13 protein-coding genes are annotated in these 16,949 nt (G+C 71.3%); 11 read left to right on the plus strand and 2 right to left on the minus strand.

Annotated features, from left to right (window positions below):
* The first annotated feature begins 8 nt into the window (after positions 1–8).
* From Vlu01_RS20235 to Vlu01_RS20255, 5 genes are all read left to right on the plus strand, one after another.
* Entirely contained in the window at positions 9–2,390 is a 2,382-nt protein-coding gene (locus Vlu01_RS20235) for a sodium-translocating pyrophosphatase (RefSeq protein ID WP_204001897.1), read from the plus strand.
* 120 nt (positions 2,391–2,510) lie between these two features.
* Positions 2,511–3,053, plus strand: coding sequence for a hypothetical protein (locus Vlu01_RS20240; RefSeq protein ID WP_204001900.1), 543 nt, complete (start codon positions 2,511–2,513; stop codon positions 3,051–3,053).
* On the plus strand, positions 3,044–3,808 hold the full coding sequence (locus Vlu01_RS20245; RefSeq protein ID WP_204001903.1) for a hypothetical protein: 765 nt from the start codon (positions 3,044–3,046) through the stop codon (positions 3,806–3,808). Before Vlu01_RS20240 ends, Vlu01_RS20245 begins: the two co-directional genes overlap by 10 nt.
* A 301-nt stretch (positions 3,809–4,109) precedes the next feature.
* Entirely contained in the window at positions 4,110–6,896 is a 2,787-nt protein-coding gene (gene topA, locus Vlu01_RS20250; protein WP_204001906.1) for a type I DNA topoisomerase, read from the plus strand.
* Positions 6,897–7,212: 316 nt separating this feature from the next.
* Positions 7,213–8,142 (plus strand): PDDEXK family nuclease, encoded by a 930-nt coding sequence (locus Vlu01_RS20255; protein ID WP_239096006.1) that lies wholly within the window; start codon positions 7,213–7,215, stop codon positions 8,140–8,142.
* Positions 8,143–8,204: 62 nt separating this feature from the next.
* Here Vlu01_RS20255 and Vlu01_RS20260 read toward each other — a convergent pair whose 3' ends face one another.
* A complete protein-coding gene (locus Vlu01_RS20260) occupies positions 8,205–9,518 on the minus strand; it encodes a D-arabinono-1,4-lactone oxidase (RefSeq protein WP_204001908.1) in 1,314 nt (437 codons plus the stop codon).
* 225 nt (positions 9,519–9,743) lie between these two features.
* Between Vlu01_RS20260 and Vlu01_RS20265 the strand changes: the two genes are divergently transcribed.
* Positions 9,744–10,397 (plus strand): TetR/AcrR family transcriptional regulator, encoded by a 654-nt coding sequence (locus Vlu01_RS20265; protein ID WP_204002214.1) that lies wholly within the window; start codon positions 9,744–9,746, stop codon positions 10,395–10,397.
* A 44-nt stretch (positions 10,398–10,441) separates the two neighbouring features.
* Here the strand turns inward: Vlu01_RS20265 and Vlu01_RS20270 are convergent, their stop codons facing one another.
* Positions 10,442–11,650, minus strand: coding sequence for an amino acid deaminase/aldolase (locus Vlu01_RS20270; protein ID WP_204001911.1), 1,209 nt, complete (start codon positions 11,648–11,650; stop codon positions 10,442–10,444).
* 385 nt (positions 11,651–12,035) lie between these two features.
* Here Vlu01_RS20270 and tmk point away from each other — a divergent pair, with 385 nt between their 5' ends.
* The 5 genes from tmk (at position 12,036) to Vlu01_RS20295 (ending at position 16,803) form a co-directional block, all read left to right on the plus strand.
* Entirely contained in the window at positions 12,036–14,123 is a 2,088-nt protein-coding gene (tmk, locus tag Vlu01_RS20275) for a dTMP kinase (protein ID WP_204002215.1), read from the plus strand.
* A complete protein-coding gene (locus tag Vlu01_RS20280) occupies positions 14,123–15,337 on the plus strand; it encodes a DNA polymerase III subunit delta' (protein ID WP_204001914.1) in 1,215 nt (404 codons plus the stop codon). Before tmk ends, Vlu01_RS20280 begins: the two co-directional genes overlap by 1 nt.
* A 131-nt stretch (positions 15,338–15,468) precedes the next feature.
* The gene (locus Vlu01_RS20285; protein ID WP_204001917.1) at positions 15,469–15,798 is read left to right on the plus strand and encodes a YbaB/EbfC family nucleoid-associated protein; all 330 of its coding nucleotides are present in this window, start codon (positions 15,469–15,471) and stop codon (positions 15,796–15,798) included.
* 1 nt (position 15,799) lies between these two features.
* On the plus strand, positions 15,800–16,105 hold the full coding sequence (locus tag Vlu01_RS20290; protein WP_204001919.1) for a hypothetical protein: 306 nt from the start codon (positions 15,800–15,802) through the stop codon (positions 16,103–16,105).
* On the plus strand, positions 16,105–16,803 hold the full coding sequence (locus tag Vlu01_RS20295) for a hypothetical protein (RefSeq protein ID WP_239096007.1): 699 nt from the start codon (positions 16,105–16,107) through the stop codon (positions 16,801–16,803). The genes Vlu01_RS20290 and Vlu01_RS20295 overlap by 1 nt, the downstream gene beginning before the upstream one ends.
* Positions 16,804–16,949 lie beyond the last annotated feature (146 nt).

Here is a 16,949-nt window from a genome sequence, read left to right on the forward strand (position 1 = left end):
GGACACAGATGTCCGACAGCTTGGCCGCCGAAGGCGGCGGCGCGATCTCCCTCACCGGAGCCAATGTCACGTACGTCGTCATCGCCGCGGTGATCGCGCTGGTCGCGCTCGCCTTCGCCGCCGCGTTGACGAAGACGGTGCTGGCTGCCGGCAAGGGCACCACCAACATGCAGGAGATCTCGGGGGCCGTGCAGGAGGGCGCCTCGGCCTACCTGCTCCGACAGTTCCGTACCCTGGCGATCTTCGTGGTGATCGCCGTGGTCCTGTTGTTCCTGCTGCCGGTGCACAACACCGAGGGCAGTGAAGTCGCGGTGAAGATCGGTAGGTCGCTCTTCTTCGTGGTCGGTGCCCTGTTCAGCGCCTTCATCGGTGGCGCGGGCATGTGGCTGGCCACCCGGGCCAACCTGCGGGTGGCGGCCGCCGCTCGGGAGCGCGAAGGTGGCCGGGAGACGGCCATGAAGATCGCCTTCCGGACCGGTGGCGTCGTCGGCTTCCTCACCGTCGGTCTGGGCCTCTTCGGTGCCGCGCTGGTGGTGCTGGTGTTCCGGGGCGACGCGCCGACGGTGCTGGAAGGCTTCGGTTTCGGTGCCGCCCTGCTGGCCATGTTCATGCGGGTGGGCGGTGGCATCTTCACCAAGGCCGCCGACGTCGGCGCCGACCTGGTCGGCAAGGTGGAGCAGGGCATCCCCGAAGACGACCCGCGCAACGCCGCCACCATCGCCGACAACGTGGGCGACAACGTCGGCGACTGCGCCGGCATGGCCGCCGACCTCTTCGAGTCGTACGCGGTCACCCTGGTCGCCGCGCTCATCCTGGGCCGGGCCGCGTTCGGCTCCGACGGCCTGGTGCTGCCGCTGATCATCTCCACGATCGGTGTGCTGGTCGCCATCATCGGCGTCTTCATCACCCGGCTGCGCGCCTCCGACCGCAACGGCCTGACCGCGATCAACCGGGCGTTCTACCTCTCCGCGCTGATCTCGGCGGTGCTGGTCGCGGTGGCCACCTTCGCCTACCTGCAGCCGTCGTGGGCGGCGCAGCTCGGCGACGACTGGCGGGAGACGCTGAACGTCAACGGCGGAGACCCGCTCTTCGGCCCGCGCGGTGTGGTCATCGGCGCGGTCGTCATCGGTATCGTGCTGGCCGCCGCCATCCAGGCGCTCACCGGCTACTTCACCGAGACCAGTCGGCGTCCGGTGCAGGACATCGGTAAGAGCTCGCAGACCGGTCCGGCCACCGTCATCCTCGCCGGCATCAGCGTCGGCCTGGAGTCGGCGGTCTACTCGGCGCTGCTCATCGCCGCCGGCGTGTTCGGCGCCTTCCTGCTGGGCGGCGGCTCCATCACCCTCTCGCTGTTCGCCGTGGCGCTGGCCGGTACCGGCCTGCTCACCACCGTCGGCGTGATCGTCGCGATGGACACGTTCGGCCCGATCTCCGACAACGCCCAGGGCGTGGCCGAGATGTCCGGCGACATCGACGAGCACGGCGCCCGTACGCTCACCGAGCTGGACGCCGTCGGCAACACCACCAAGGCGATCACCAAGGGCATCGCGATCGCCACCGCGGTGCTGGCCGCGACCGCGCTGTTCGGCTCCTACACCGACACGCTGCGCACCGCGTACGCCGATGCGGGTGTTGGCGACGTCAACGACATGATCCTCAACGCGTTGAACGTGTCGAACCCGCAGAACCTGGTCGGCCTGATCATCGGTGCGGCGGTGGTGTTCCTCTTCTCCGGTCTGGCCATCAACGCGGTCTCCCGTTCGGCGGGTGCCGTGGTGATGGAGGTCCGCCGGCAGTTCCGTGAGCTGCCCGGGATCATGGACCGTACCCAGCGTCCGGAGTACGGCAAGGTCGTCGACATCTGCACCCGCGACGCGCAGCGCGAGCTGCTCACCCCCGGCCTGCTGGCCATCCTGGCGCCGATCGCGGTCGGTTTCGGCCTCGGGCCCGGCGCGCTGGCGTCGTACCTGGCCGGTGCGATCGGTGCCGGCACGCTGATGGCGGTCTTCCTGGCCAACTCCGGTGGTGCCTGGGACAACGCCAAGAAGATGGTCGAGGATGGCGCGTACGGCGGCAAGGGCTCCGACGCACACTCCGCGACCGTCATCGGCGACACCGTCGGTGACCCGTTCAAGGACACCGCCGGCCCGGCGATCAACCCGCTGATCAAGGTGATGAACCTGGTGGCGCTGCTGATCGCGCCGGCCGTGGTGGCGTGGAGTGTGGGCGACGACCGCAACGTCGGCCTGCGGGTCAGCATCGCGATCGTGGCGACGTTGATCGTCGTCGCGGCGGTGGTGTTCAGCAAGCGCAAGAGCATCGCGATGGGCGACGACGCGGACAGCGGCTCCGACAGCGGGGACCCGCGTCCGGAGGAGATCAAGGCCTGACGCGTAGGACAGCACCGGTCCCCGGTCGGCAACGTCTGCCGGCCGGGGACCGGTCGCCTCTGGTGGCCCCGGCACCGACGACCGGTGCCGACCGGGAAGAGAAGCCGTACGCTGCAACGCATGCGTACGTGCCGGGCGGCAGCCGCCGGAAAGTTCACGGTGGTCCTGGCCACGCTGATGCTCCTGGCCGCCTGCGGCTCCAGCGGCCCCAGTCCGCGAGCCTGGGCCGCTTCGGTCTGCTCGGCACTCACCCCCTGGCGTGCCGAGATCAGCAAGCTGACCAACAGCACCGATCAGCAGATGACCGCGCAGACCACGCCGGCTCAGGCCAAGGAGAACCTGGTTCGGCTCTTCGGTGGCGCGGAGCAGGCCAGCGAGACCGCTCGGCGCAAGGTGGAGCAGGCCGGAGTGCCCGAGGTCGAGCACGGCGAGGACATCTCCGCCGGCTTCCGTGCCTCGCTCGCGTCGATGCGGGACGCCTATGGCCGGGCCCGGAGCACCATCGACGGTCTGGGTACCGGCGAGGCCAGCGCCTTCTACGACGGTGTCCAGGCTGCGGTGGAGACGCTCCAGCAGGAGTACGACGCGAGCGCGCTGGACACCAGCCGGCTCGACTCCGAGGAGTTGAAGCGCGCCTTCGACGAGGTACCCGAATGCCGTTGAGCGGTTCCGGCGAGACACCGGCGGCACAACCGCTGCCGGTGTCCTTCCCGCCGCCCGCCGAGACGCCACCGGGGCTGCCCCGCAGTCGGCGGACCGGCCGCCGGCCCTCTCCCGGGGACCCGGGCGACGACTCCGTCGACGGCCCGACAACGACCCCGGTCGACGCGACCGGCTACGACCGGCAACTGGTCTTCTTCGGCGCGGAGACCGGTGAACCCTCCGTGGCAGACCTCGCCGGTCTGCTCGCCGGCCCGGGGGAGGTGCACCGGATGGGCGGCACGGCCCGGTTGTCGGTGGTGGTGGAGGCCGCGTGGCGGGTGCATGTGCTCATCGGTGAGCTGGCCCAGCGGGGTGTCCAGAGCACCTGGGCACCCACCGAGGACCAACGGTACGTGGTGCGGACCGCGTACACCCGGATGATCGTGCCGCTCGCGGCGGCCTGGCTGCGCGGCCCGACGCAACAGCCGCCGCCGGGGTTCCAGCTCGACGGCCGGCGGCTACGCCTCTGGCTCGCGGCGGCCGGCGTGGCCGATCCGCCCGACTTCCTGCTCCGTCTCGGCGGTGACGACCCGCAGCGGTGGGCCACGGTCGGTGCCGCCCTGGCCACGGCCGGGCTGACCGGCGAGCTGGTCGAGGCGGGACCTGATGGTCCCGCGTACCGGATCGCGGGCCGCAGCCGGACCCGGCGGCTGGCCGAGCTGGTCGGTGAGCGCCCACCCGCGAGCCCGCCCACAGCCTGGCCGACCCGGATCTGACCGTCGGCGTGGCTGTCCGATGGGAGACAGCCGGACGTCGGGGAACACCGGGAGAATCGGCCGGGTTTGACCTCCACCGAGGGGCTGCCATGGTCACAGCGGCCCGCTTGTCACCCTACCCAGGGTGTACGGTGACGCCGTCTGGCGTGACCACAGATCGTCCGGGGCGGATTGCCGCCCGCGAAACTTGAAACACGGACGGCGCGTTACGTTGGACATCCGGACCGCCGGGAACCGGTGGGTCGAGTGCGCCCAAGCCGGCCAGGCGCGGCCATTGAGTGGGAATGAGGTCGAAACAGACGTGCCGAGTAACGCTGGAACCACCCGTCTGGTCATCGTCGAGTCTCCGGCGAAGGCCAAGACGATCTCGGGCTACCTGGGCCCGGGGTACGTCGTGGAGGCCAGCTTCGGGCACGTCCGTGACCTGCCCCGTAACGCTGCCGACGTGCCCGCCCGCTACAAGGGCGAGTCGTGGGCGCGGCTCGGCGTGGACGTCGACAACGGCTTCAACGCCCTCTACGTGGTCTCCGCGGACCGCAAGCAGCAGATCAGCAAGCTGACCAAGCTGGCCAAGGAGGTCGACGAGATCTTCCTGGCCACGGATGAGGACCGCGAGGGCGAGGCGATCGCCTGGCACCTGGTGGAGACGCTCAAGCCCAAGGTGCCGGTCCGGCGGATGGTCTTCCACGAGATCACCAAGCCGGCGATCCAGGCGGCGGTGGCCAATCCCCGGGAGATCGACCGGGACCTGGTGGATGCCCAGGAGGCTCGGCGGATCCTCGACCGGCTGTACGGCTACGAGGTCTCCCCGGTGCTGTGGAAGAAGGTCATGCCGAAGCTCTCGGCGGGCCGGGTGCAGTCCGTGGCCACCCGGATCGTGGTCGAGCGGGAACGACAGCGGATGGCCTTCCGTACCGCCGAGTACTGGGACATCCTGGCCACCCTCGCCGTGACCAACCCGGGCGAGGGACCGCGCAACTTCAACGCCACTCTGGTGGCGCTGAACGGCGACCGGATCGCCACCGGCAAGGACTTCGAGCCGACCACCGGCCGGGTCAAGCCCGGTGCCGGGGTGGTCCACCTCGACGAGGGCGGGGCCCGAGGGCTCGCGGCCCGGCTGGAGGGCCGGCCGTTCACCGTCACCCGGGTCGAGGAGAAGCCCTACCGTCGCCGGCCGTACGCCCCCTTCATCACCTCCACCCTCCAGCAGGAGGCGGCCCGGAAGCTGCGGTTCTCGTCGCAGCAGACGATGCGTACCGCGCAGCGGCTCTACGAGAACGGCTACATCACCTACATGCGGACCGACTCGGTGAACCTGTCGGAAACCGCCATCGCGGCGGCCCGCCGGCAGATCGTCGAGCTGTACGGCGAGCGCAGCGTGCCGCCGGAGCCGCGCCGCTACACCGGCAAGGTGAAGAACGCTCAGGAGGCGCACGAGGCGATTCGTCCGGCTGGGGACAACTTCCGCACCCCTGGCGACGTGGCCAAGGAGTTGTCGGCCGAGGAGTTCAAGCTCTACGAGCTGATCTGGCGGCGCACCATCGCCTCGCAGATGACCGACGCGGTCGGCTCCAGCATCTCGGTGCGGATCCGGGCGACCACCTCCGGCGGTGAGGAGGCCGACTTCGGCGCCACCGGCAAGACCATCACCGACCCGGGCTTCCTGCGGGCGTACGTCGAGTCCAGCGACGACGAGAACGCCGAGGCCGAGGATGCCGAGCGTCGACTGCCGAACCTGGTCAAGGACCAGCCGCTGACCGCCGAGGAACTGGCCGCGCAGGGACACCACACCCAGCCGCCGGCCCGTTACACGGAGGCGTCGCTGGTCAAGGCTCTGGAAGAGCTGGGCATCGGCCGTCCGTCGACCTACGCGTCGATCATGCAGACGATCCAGGACCGGGGGTACGTCTTCAAGCGCGGTCAGGCGATGATCCCGTCGTTCCTGGCCTTCGCGGTGATCGGGCTGATGGAGCGGCACTACCCGCGCCTGATCGACTACGACTTCACCGCCAGCATGGAGAACGAGCTGGACGAGATCGCCGGTGGCGACCACGCTGCCGTCGACTTCCTCACCGCGTTCTACTTCGGCACCACCAACGGTGCCGGTGACCAGGACATCGCCCGTTCCGGCGGGCTGAAGAAGCTGGTCACCGAGAACCTCAGCGACATCGACGCGCGCAGCGTCAACTCCATCCCGCTGCACACCGACGACGAGGGACGCGAGGTGGTGGTGCGGGTCGGCCGGTACGGGCCGTACCTGCAGCGCCGGGTCCCCGGCGAGGAGCAGGCACCCGCCGCGGAGGGCGAGGAGGGCACCAGCCCGGGCGACCGGGCGCCGATCCCGGAGGGGCTGGCGCCGGACGAGCTGACCCCGGAGAAGGTGCACGAGCTGTTCCTCGGCGGCGGGGGTGAACGCAAGCTGGGTGACGACCCGTCGACCGGCGAGCCGATCCTGCTCAAGTCCGGCCGGTTCGGCCCGTACGTGGCCAGTGGGGAGCGCAAGTCGTCGCTGCTGCGCTCGCAGTCGCCGGATTCGCTCACCCTCGATCAGGCGCTCAAGCTGCTCAGCCTGCCCCGGCTGATCGGGGTCGGCCCGGACGGCGCGGAGGTGTTCGCCAACAACGGCCGCTACGGCCCGTACGTCAAGCGTGGTGACGAGTTCCGTTCGCTGGACTCGGAAGACAAGATGTTCACCGTCACGCTGGACGAGGCGCTGGCGTTGCTGGCCGCACCGAAGACCCGCCAGCGTCGGGCCGCCGCTCCGCCACTGCGGGAGATGGGTGTCGACCCGTTGACCGAGAAGCCCCTGGTCATCAAGGACGGTCGGTTCGGCCCGTACGTCACCGACGGGGAGACCAACGCCTCCCTGCGGCGCGGGCAGACTCCCGAGGCGTTGAGCCTTGAGGAGGCCTCCGAGATGCTCGCCGAGAAGCGGGCGAAGGGCCCAGCGCCGAAGAAGAAGGCCGCCGCCAAGAAGGCCCCAGCCAAAAAAACCACCAAGTCCACCACCAAGTCCACCACCAAGACCACCGCCACCAAGCCCACCAAGGCAACAAAGCCCACCAAGGCAACCCGCACCACAGACTGACCTCACCGGATCTTGGTCCGAAACCGCCCCTGGAGGGGCGCTCGGCGACCAAGATCTTCGCGGTTGTCCACAGGGGCAGCGCCGGGAGACGCGCTCCCGGCAGGGTGGCGGTGTGGGGAGTCAGGACGCGGGACGGGTGGAATGTGGATCCGGTGCGGATGGATCCACGGGGCGCAGGGTAGGGCAGTGTCGGCCCAGCGGGCCGGTGCAGCGACGCGGACGTGGACTCGCTCCAGGGGCGGGCCGGGGAGACGCCCGGGAGCGTTATCCGGAGGCGGGACGGCGACGTGACCGGGAGCGCGACTCCCGGCGGTGGATGCCGGTCCTGCCCGGGGACGACGCGGACGAGCTGACCTGGTTGCTGTTTCACCAGGAGCAGGTGCTCAGCCTCGATCAGGCCCGGCTGCATCTGTCGCCGAAGGCGATTCGGCACCGGGTCACGTCTGGTCGATGGCAGCAGGTGCACCGGGCCGTCTACGTGACGCACAACGGCCCGCTGACACCTGCGCAACTGCCCTGGATCGCCGTCCTGTCCGCCGGCCCGGCGGCGGTGCTCGGCGGGCTGAGCGCCGCCCAGGCGTGGGGCCTGCGCGGACACGCCGACGGACTCGTGCACCTACTCCTGCCGGCCGGACACCGGCCGCGTTCGATGCCGTCCGGCGTCCGGGTGCACCGCACCACCATCCTGGCCGACGAGGACATCCTCGACGTCGGGCAGCCGCGCCGCACGATGCCGGCCCGGTCGATCGTGGACGCGGCGCAATGGGCGACCGCTGACCATGAGGCGTGTGCCATCATCGCGGCCGGCTTTCAGCAGCGCCTCGTCGGCGGCGACGATGTGCAACGCGTACTCGATCGCCTGCCCCGCGCCCGGCGGCGCAGTCTGATCCGGTCGACCGCCGCCGACGCGGCAGGTGGTGCTCACTCCCTGCCGGAGCTCGAATTCCTCGCCCTGGTCCGGCGAGCCGGGCTGCCCGAGCCGACTCGGCAGGCGGTTCGGCGGGATGCGGCCGGTCGGCGGCGTTACCTGGACGCGCTGTTCGAGGAGTGGCAGGTGCTGGTGGAGATCGACGGCGGCCAGCACCTGGACCCGGCCACGGCCTGGGCGGACATGCGCCGGCAGAACGACCTGTGGCAGCGCAGCGACCGGGTGCTCCGCTTCCCGGCGTGGACCATCCGCCACGCACCCACCCAAGTCATCACCCAACTTCGCACCGCCCTGACAGCGGCCGGCTGGCACCCCTGACCGCGCAAATCTTGGTCCGCGCGCGCCCCTCGGGGGGCGGGTTCGCACCAAGATCTCGTGTGTCAGGTGAGGAGGGTGGTCAGGTGGGGGGTGGTGAAGGTGCGGTGGGGGTCTAGGCGGGCGCGGATCGACTGGAAGTCGTGCCAGCGGGGGTAGGCGGGGGCGAGGGAGGCGGCGTCGCGCCAGTGCAGCTTGCCCCAGTGCGGTCGGCCACCCAGCTCGGTCGCCACCTCCTCGAAGGCCCGGAAGTACGGCTCGTACGGCATGCCGACGTACTGGTGCAGGGCGATGTACGCCGAGTCACGGCCGTAGGAGTGGGACAGCCAGATCTGGTCAGCGGCGGCGAACCGCACCTCGACCGGGAAGAGCACCTTGAACGGCAACCCGTCGACGATGTGGCGCACCGCCTCCAGGGCCTCGGGCAGGGCCGCGCGCGGCAGCGCGTACTCCATCTCCACGAAGCGGACCCGGCGCGGGCTGCAGAAGACGGTGTCGGAGCGACCGGTGTAGCGGCGCTCGCTGAGCGCCCGCGCGGAGATCGCGCTGATTGCCGGTGCCAGGCCGGGCACGGCACGGCCGAGCCGGCAGGCTCCGGCGAAGACGGTGTTGGCCAGGAAGTCGTCGTCCAGCCAACTGCGCCAGCGGGACAGCGGACGGTCGTCGACGGGCACCCGGTCGTTCGTCTTGAGCTGCACCCGTTCGGTGTACGGGAACCAGAAGAACTCCAGGTGGTCGTGGGCGTCGACCAGGTCGGGCAGTTGCGCCAGCACGGCGTCCAGTGCCGCCGGACGCTCGTGTGCCAACAGGACGAAGGCATCCACACAGCGCAGGGTCACCTCGACCAGTACGCCGAGCGAGCCGAGCGAGACGCGGGCGGCGTCGAACACCTCCGGATGCTCCTCGGCGGAGCAGCGCAGCACCTCTCCGGCACCGGTGATCAGGGTCAGCGCCTCGACGAAGGTGGCCAGGCCGCCATAGGCCGCACCCGTGCCGTGGGTGCCGGTGGAAATGGCCCCGGCCACGGTCTGTGCGTCGATGTCGCCGAGGTTGGGCAGGGCCAACCGGTGGTCGGCGAGTAGCGCGTTCACCCCCCGTAGCGTCATCGCGGCCGGTACGGTGACGAGGCGTCGATCGACGTCCACGCGTACGTCGATGGCGAGTCGGGTCAGTTCCATCCGCTGTCCGTCGCTGACCGCGACGGGGGTGAAGGAGTGGCCACTGCCGACCGGGCGGATCCGCTCATTGGTTTCGGCGGCTCGTCTGACCTGTTCGACGGCCTCGTCGACCGAGGACGGCCGGAGCACGGCGGTGGCCATGCCGCGTTGGTTGCCCGCCCAGTTGGACCAGGCGGTCTCGGTGGCGGTGCTCTCGACCATGGGCCCGCTCCCTTGAAGTGAATATGAACCGAATTCATATCAGGAACGTTGTCCCTGGTAAACACCGCAATCGAGGTCCGCTCGTTGTACCGGTAGTCACGGACTCGTGACGTGCAGATATGTTCATCCGTCGAGAGGGGGTGGCGAGTGTCCACTTCAGCCGCCACGACCGGGCCACTGCGTCGAGTACCAGTGCAGGGTCGTAGTGTCGCGCGTGTCCAGCGGATGCTGGACGCCTGCGCCGAACTCGTCGACGAGGTGGGGTACGAGGGGCTGACCACCACTTTGCTCGCCGAGCGGGCCGAGGTGGCGATCGGGTCGGTCTACCAGTTCTTTCCGGACAAGCGGGCGATCGTGCAGGCGTTGACGCTGCGCACGATGGAGGCGTATCTCCAGCGGCTCGATGAACGCTTCGCCTCGGACGACCTGACCCACTGGTGGGACGGGGTCGACGCGGGGATCGATGAATACATCACGATGCACCGCACCGTTCCCGGGTTCCGTACCCTGCACTTCGGCGACGTGGTCGACCTGCATCTGCTCGATGAGCAGCGGGACAACAACGGGGTGATCGCTGACCAACTGGCCCGGGTGCTCACCGAGCGGTTCGGGCTGGCCGATGTACCGGACCTGCGCTTCCATCTGGAGATCGCGGTGGAAGCGGCCGACGCCCTGATCAAGCTGGCGTTCCGGCGGAAGCCGGACGGTGACGATCGGGTGCTGATCGAGGCGAAGGCGCTCATCCGGGAGTACCTGCATCGGCAGGTCAACGCCCGGGACGCCGCCGGCCGCCGGCCGGTGGTGCAGCCCGCGAAGCCGGCCGACGATCAGATCGTCGCCGACGCCGAACCCGCACAGCCGGCGGCCCAGCCCGCCTGACGCAGGCCCACTCGGGCCGGCCGGGCAGTCAACCAGCCAGGCGGTCAGAGGAAGGCTCGACCCTCGCCCCGGTAGGTCGGCACGGTGGCAACCACCGCGTCGCCGTCCACCAGATGCAGCTCGTTCACCCGTTCACACAGCTCGCCCGACTTCGCGTGCCGGAACCAGACTCGGTCACCGATGCGCAGGTGGGCGGCGGATGTGCCGGTCAGCGGGGTCTGCACCTCGCCGGCACCCTCGGCGTCGAGCAGGCTGAGCCCGGCGGGAAGCCATGGCCGGGGCAGCCGGCTACGGTCGGCCGCGCCGGAGGCGATCCAGCCACCACCCAGCACGGTGGCCAGGTCGGGCGTCGGCCGTCGGACCACCCCGCAGGCGAAGAAGGCCGCCGGGGTGGGACGCCAGGCGCGGTACGCGTCGAACAGCGTCGGCCCGTACAGGCCCGATCCCGCGGTGATCTCGGTCACCGCGGGATCGGCGCGGGTCGCGGCCACGCTGCCGGTGCCGCCGCCGTTGACGAATTCCAGGTCGGCGTGTTCGCGTACCGCGGCCACCGCCGCACTTCGGCGGACCAGCAACTCGCGGTACGACCCGCGCTGGGCCAGCCGGATCGCGCTGCCGAGCGCCGCCCGCCCGGGCGGTGCGTCGCCCAGGCCGGCGATCTGCGCCTCGTACGACATCAGCCCGACCAGCCGGAAGCCCGGCCGGCGGGCGACGGTGGCGGCCAGCCGGCCGGCTGCCCGGGCGCTGTGCACGGGTGAACGACGCACGCCGATGTGCAACCGCCCGCCCAGCAGCCGCCACGAGGCATCCAGATCGAGGCAGACCCGCAGCTCGGATCGGCGTCCGGAAGGCGACACCCCGTCGCAGAAGTCCAGTTGATCCGGATCGTCGACCATCAGGGTGATCGCGGCGGCGAGCCCCGGATCGGCACCCAGCTCGGCCAGCGCGCCCCGGTCGACGGTGGGGTACGCCAGCAGCACGTCGGCGGTGATCCCGCTGCGGACCAGCCAGATGGCCTCGGGCAGGGTGAATGCCATCACCCCGTGCCAGCCCGGTCGGGCCAGCGCGCGGGCGATCAACTCGCGGCTGCGTACCGATTTGCTGGCGAGCCGCAACGGCTTGCCGCCAGCTCGGTCGGCGAGCGCGGCGGCATTGGCGTCGAAGGCACCGAGGTCGACCACCGCGTACGGCGGGTCGAGATGCGCGGTCGCCCGGTCCAGTCGGTGGCGCAGATTCTCGCTGTCGGTGGCCACGTGTGCACGCTAACTGTGAAACGGTGAATGCGAAATACCCTCGCGTCCGTGTTGCCTGGGTCGGGCTGGCCACAGCGGCCTAGGCTCGGCGCACAGGCGGTGCAGGACGGAAAGACGTCCCTACCGGGTCTAGAGTGTTCCACCGGGGGAGCCCAGCGATGGGCCGGCACGTGGAGGTACGGCCATCGAAAGCCAGTTCAACGGCGAGTCGTCCGGCGTGTCGCCGTCCGCAGACCAGTCCGCCGGCACAGCCGGACGCCGGGCGACCGACCAGTCCGGGGGCGCGAGGAAGCAGCCCGGCAAGGCCGGGGCGCAGAGCCCGCCGGGTGGACCCGGCGGTCAACCCGATCTGACCGGGTACGGCGCGATCCGTTCGGTACTGCGTATCCGGCCGTTCCGCCGACTCTGGATCGTGCTCGGCGCGGCCTCCTTCGGTGACTGGCTCGGTCTGCTCGCCACCAGTGTCTTCGCCGCCGCCCAGGTGGAGGGCAGCACCGCCAAGGGCGCGGCCTTCGGTGGCGTGATCGCCATTCGGCTGCTCCCCGCCCTGCTGCTCGGTCCGGTCGCCGGAGTGCTCGCTGACCGGTTCGACCGACGCTGGACGATGGTCATCTGCGACCTGCTGCGATTCGTGCTCTTCGCCTCCATCCCGCTCTACGCGCTGACCGGCGCGAGCGGCGCGCGGGTGGTCAGTTGGGCGGCGATCGCCACCTTCCTGATCGAGACGGTCACCCTGCTCTGGATCCCGGCCAAGGAAGCCGCCGTACCGAACCTCATCCCCCGGGCCCGCCTGGAGACGGCCAACCAGCTCACCCTGATCACCACGTACGGCCTGACCCCGGTCTTCGCCGCGATCCTGCTCGCGTCGGGCGACGGCATCATCCGGGGTGCCACCGGCGGCGAGATGCCGGACTGGGCTCAGCCGGCCCAGCTCGCGCTCTGGTTCAACGCGTTCTCCCGGCTCGCCACCGCCGTGGTGGTGGCCTTCGGCATCAAGGAGATCAGCCAGGGGCAGACCGACGAACGGGAACGCACCGAGCAGAGCATGGTGCGCCAGTTCACCGAGGGCTGGAAGTACATCGCGCAGACCCCGCTGGTGCGTGGGCTGGTCCTGGGCATCCTCGGCGCCTTCGCCGGCGGCGGCATCGTCATCGGCACCGCCCGGTTCTTCGCCGACTCGCTCGGCGCCGGTGACGCCGCGTTCTACCTGCTGTTCGGCGCGATCTTCATCGGTCTGGCGATCGGCATCGGGCTCGGGCCGATGATCGTCCGGGAGATGTCCCGGCGTCGCTGGTTCGGCATGAGCATCGTGCTGGCCAGCGCCTCGGTGATGACCCTCGCCTTCGCCATCCACCTGTCCATGGCACTGGTCGGTGCGGTCTTCGTCGGGGCCGGTGCCGGGATGGCCTTCCTCTCCGGCACCACCCTGCTCGGCGGCGAGGTCGCCGACGAGGTGCGCGGCCGGGTCTTCGCCGTGGTGCAGATCGGCACCCGGATGGTGCTGATCCTGGCGATCGCGCTCGGTAGCCTGCTGGCCGGTGTCGGTGGCTCGCGCACCCTGAACATCGCCGACCTCGGCATCTCCGTCTCCTCCACCCGCCTGCTGCTGCTCGCCGCCGGCGCAGCCGGAATCTTCGCCGGGATCAGCGCCTTCGGGCAGATGGACGACAAGAAGGGCGTGCCGGTCCTGGCCGACCTGTGGGGCTCGATCCGGGGTCGTCCGCTGATGCCGGCCGAGCCGTTCGTCTCGGCCGGGCTCTTCGTGGTCTTCGAGGGCGGCGAGGGCGCCGGCAAGTCGACCCAGCTCGGCGAGCTGGCCGAGCTGCTCCGCGGTCAGGGCCGCGACGTGGTGGTCACCCGGGAGCCGGGTGCCACCGGCGTCGGCGCCCGGATCAGATCGCTGGTGCTCGACACCGCTCCGGAGGAGGCACCCTCCCCACGCGCCGAGGCGCTGCTCTATGCCGCCGACCGGGCACATCATGTGGCCACCGTGGTCAGGCCCGCCCTGACCCGGGGGGCGGTGGTGATCAGCGACCGGTACGTCGACTCGTCCCTGGCCTACCAGGGGGCCGGCCGGACGCTGCCGGTCGACGAGGTGTCCTGGCTCTCCTCCTGGGCCACTGGCGGGCTCAAGCCCGATCTGGTGGTGTTGCTCGACGTCGATCCGCGTACCGGGCTGTCCCGGGTGGCCGCGCGGGCGGCGAGCGCCGACCGCTTGGAGGCCGAGTCGATCGCCTTCCACGACCGGGTCCGCTACGCCTTCCTCGATCTCGCTGCCGCCGACCCGAAGCGCTACCTGGTGCTGGACGCCGCCCGCCCGGTTGAGGAGATCGCCGAGCGGGTCGCCCGCCGGATCGAGGAACTGCTCGGCAACCCAGACGGGGTCGAACACCCGGGCCCGGCGCATGGTCCGGACACCTCGGTGCAGCCCGAGTTATCCCCATCGGAGCTGGTGACGACGGAGCGGACCTGATGCCGGACGCCTTTGCCGACCTGGTCGGGCAGGACGAGGCGGTGGAGACGTTGCGGCGGGCCGCCGCCGCTGCGGCCGCCGTGCTGCGCGCCACCGGCGAGCCCGAGGTGGCCACCGGTGCCGACCCGGGTGGGGGCATGACCCACGCATGGATCTTCACCGGCCCGCCCGGCTCGGGCCGGTCGGTCGCGGCGCGGGCCTTCGCCGCCGCGCTCCAGTGCGTACATGGCACCGGTTGCGGCGAGTGTCCCGGCTGCCACACCACCCTCGCCGGCACCCATGCCGACGTCCGGCTGGTGGTGCCCGAGGGTCTCTCCATCGGGGTGAACGAGATGCGGGCGCTGGTGCTCCGCGCGGCCAGCACGCCGTCCGGCGGGCGCTGGCAGGTCGTGATAGTCGAAGACGCGGACCGGCTGACCGAGGCGGCCGGCAACGCGCTGCTCAAGGCGGTGGAGGAACCCCCGCCGCGGACGGTCTTCCTGCTCTGCGCGCCGTCCACCCACCCGGACGACATCTCGGTGACCATCCGGTCGCGGTGCCGGGTGGTACCGCTGCGGCAGCCGGCGGCCGAGGCGGTGGCGGACGTGCTCGTTCGCCGCGACGGGATCGCCCCCGATGTGGCCCGCTGGACGGCCGCCGCTACCCAGGGGCATGTGGGGCGGGCCCGGCGGTTGGCCCGTGATCCGCAGGCTCGTGCCCGCCGGGAGGCGGTGCTCGCGGTGCCGCGCCGGCTCACCGGAGTGGGTGCCGCCTTCGATGCGGCGTCCGCGCTGATCGAGGCCGCCGAGGCGGAGGCCGAGGCGTCAGTCGTGGAGATCGACGCTGCCGAGCGTGCGGCGCTGGAGACGGCGCTCGGTGCCGGCGGCACTGGTCGTGGGGCAGCCAGCGCGGCCCGAGGGTCCGCCGGGCAGCTCAAGGACCTGGAACGACGTCAGAAGTCGCGGGCGACCCGGGCCCAGCGGGACGCGCTGGACCGAGCCCTGGTCGATCTCGCCGCGTTCTACCGGGACGCGTTGACCATGGCGCTGGGTGCGCCGGTGTCGCCGGTGCACGCCGACACCGCCGAGCTGGCCGAGGCGGGTGCCCGGAGCTGGCAGGCGGAGGGGGCGCTGCGGCGTCTGGAGGCGGTGCTGACCTGTCGCGCCGCGATCGAGGCCAACGTCAAGCCCCGGATCGCCGTCGAGGCGATGATGCTCGCTCTCTGGAAGGGCTGACTGCCGCCGGCCGTCCGTAGCCGGACCGTTGCCCACAGACATCGACAGGCGCGATTCGCGTGCGGTACGGTCCGGTGTGCCGCGGTGACGATGGCGGCACGCACAGTGAGGAATCCGGGAGGAGTCCGGCGATGCCGCGGGGTGAGATCGACGAGGCATGGATCGAGGAGGCGGTCCGGCGCTACCGCCGTATCGAGTCGCTCCAGGCCGAGTTCGACCAGGCCGTGGCGACAGTCGAGGTCACTGTCCGTTCACCGGACGGTCTGGTCGAGGTGGTGGTCACCGCTGGCGGCCGGATCACCGATGTGCGGTTCCTCGGTCCGCTGCACACCCGGGCACCGCGCGACGTGGCCAACTCGGTGCGGGCCGCGGTGGCTGCGGCCGCCGACGCCGCGGAGTGGGCGAGGGAGAAGCTGCACAACGAGACCTTCACCGCGTACCGACCGCTGACGGGGGCCTGAGATGGACAGCCTTCGCGCCCTGGCCGGCCGCCTCGACGAGGCGAGCGCCACGCTGACCGCGCTCTCCCGATCGGTCACCGCCACCGATCCGGCGCAGGTGGCGTTCGGCGCCGACGCACCGGGCCGGCCGGGCGAGGTGGGTCGGGCGCTGCATCGGCAGTGGGTGGCCGCCACCGGCGATCGGGCCCGAGAGGCGCACATCGCTGCCGTCCAGGTGGCGTCCCTGGCCGCCGCGCTGCGCGAGGTGGCCAACCGCTACTCCGACACCGACTCCGGCGTCTCACGTCGGCTCGCCGGCGAGGCGTGATGGATTTCCTCGACCGTTTGGCCGAGCCCGGCCTCGACCTGCTGGGGCGGGTCGACACGCTGCTCGCGGCGGGTGCTCCGGAGGGGCACCGGGTCTGGCCCCTGCTGCGCCGGATGCAGGTGCTGCCCGGTGACGCGCTGGGCAGCTTCCTCGACCTGCGGCCGGGGCCGCTGGCCACCGCCGGGCACGCCGTGCGCCGGCACGTGCACGGCTACGACCACGCCTGCGCCGCGTTGACCGACCCGGTGCTCTGGTCCGGATCAGCCGCGATGGCGTACGGCCAGTCGCGAGCGGCACTGTCGCGCCATCTGGACGAGGGTCCGGAGAGCCTGGTCGGGCGGCTGGAAGCCACCGCCGGCTACGCCGACGCACTCGCCGACTGGGTGGAGGGCAGCCGGCTCGCCGTCGCCCGGACACTGGCCGAGGTGATCGGCTCGACCGAAGCGGTTGCCGTCGTCGCCGCCACCTCGGGCCGCCGGACGCCGGACGGCGGACCGTCCGGGTCGGGTGCGATCGCTGCCGCCGAGATCGGTGCCCGGGTGCTGGCGGTGCTCTGCGTCGCGTACGACGGGGCGGAGACCCTGTTGCGGCAGTGGTCACCAAGCCTGGCCGAGTCTCCGTGGCGACCGGGCGGCGGACGGTTCCGTCCGGACACCGGTGGCCCGCCGGGTGGCCGGACGACCCGCGTCGGTTGGTGAGGCTCGCCCCCACCTCACAGGGCACGGCGCCGCTCGCGGGCACCCTTTCAGGCGGCCCGTCCGCGACGCCGTGACCTTCCCTGCACCCCCCGCAGGTCTGCTCCCACTCAACGCGCTCGATCCGTTCTTGTCCCGCCCGGGGCGCA

The organism is Micromonospora lutea, from assembly GCF_016863535.1.
In the GTDB taxonomy this organism is placed as follows: Bacteria; Actinomycetota; Actinomycetes; order Mycobacteriales; family Micromonosporaceae; genus Micromonospora; species Micromonospora lutea.

Bases quoted from the DNA above. Each gene is read 5' to 3' on its own strand.
- Vlu01_RS20265 (WP_204002214.1), top strand. From the start codon at position 9,744: ATGCTGGACGCCTGCGCCGAACTCGTCGACGAGGTGGGGTACGAGGGG.
- Vlu01_RS20235 (WP_204001897.1), top strand. From the start codon at position 9: ATGTCCGACAGCTTGGCCGCCGAAGGCGGCGGCGCGATCTCCCTCACC.
- Vlu01_RS20255 (WP_239096006.1), top strand. From the start codon at position 7,213: ATGCCGGTCCTGCCCGGGGACGACGCGGACGAGCTGACCTGGTTGCTG.
- Vlu01_RS20295 (WP_239096007.1), top strand. From the start codon at position 16,105: ATGGATTTCCTCGACCGTTTGGCCGAGCCCGGCCTCGACCTGCTGGGG.
- Vlu01_RS20245 (WP_204001903.1), top strand. From the start codon at position 3,044: ATGCCGTTGAGCGGTTCCGGCGAGACACCGGCGGCACAACCGCTGCCG.
- Vlu01_RS20260 (WP_204001908.1), bottom strand. From the start codon at position 9,518: ATGGTCGAGAGCACCGCCACCGAGACCGCCTGGTCCAACTGGGCGGGC.
- Vlu01_RS20240 (WP_204001900.1), top strand. From the start codon at position 2,511: ATGCGTACGTGCCGGGCGGCAGCCGCCGGAAAGTTCACGGTGGTCCTG.
- Vlu01_RS20285 (WP_204001917.1), top strand. From the start codon at position 15,469: ATGCCGCGGGGTGAGATCGACGAGGCATGGATCGAGGAGGCGGTCCGG.
- Vlu01_RS20290 (WP_204001919.1), top strand. From the start codon at position 15,800: ATGGACAGCCTTCGCGCCCTGGCCGGCCGCCTCGACGAGGCGAGCGCC.
- Vlu01_RS20280 (WP_204001914.1), top strand. From the start codon at position 14,123: ATGCCGGACGCCTTTGCCGACCTGGTCGGGCAGGACGAGGCGGTGGAG.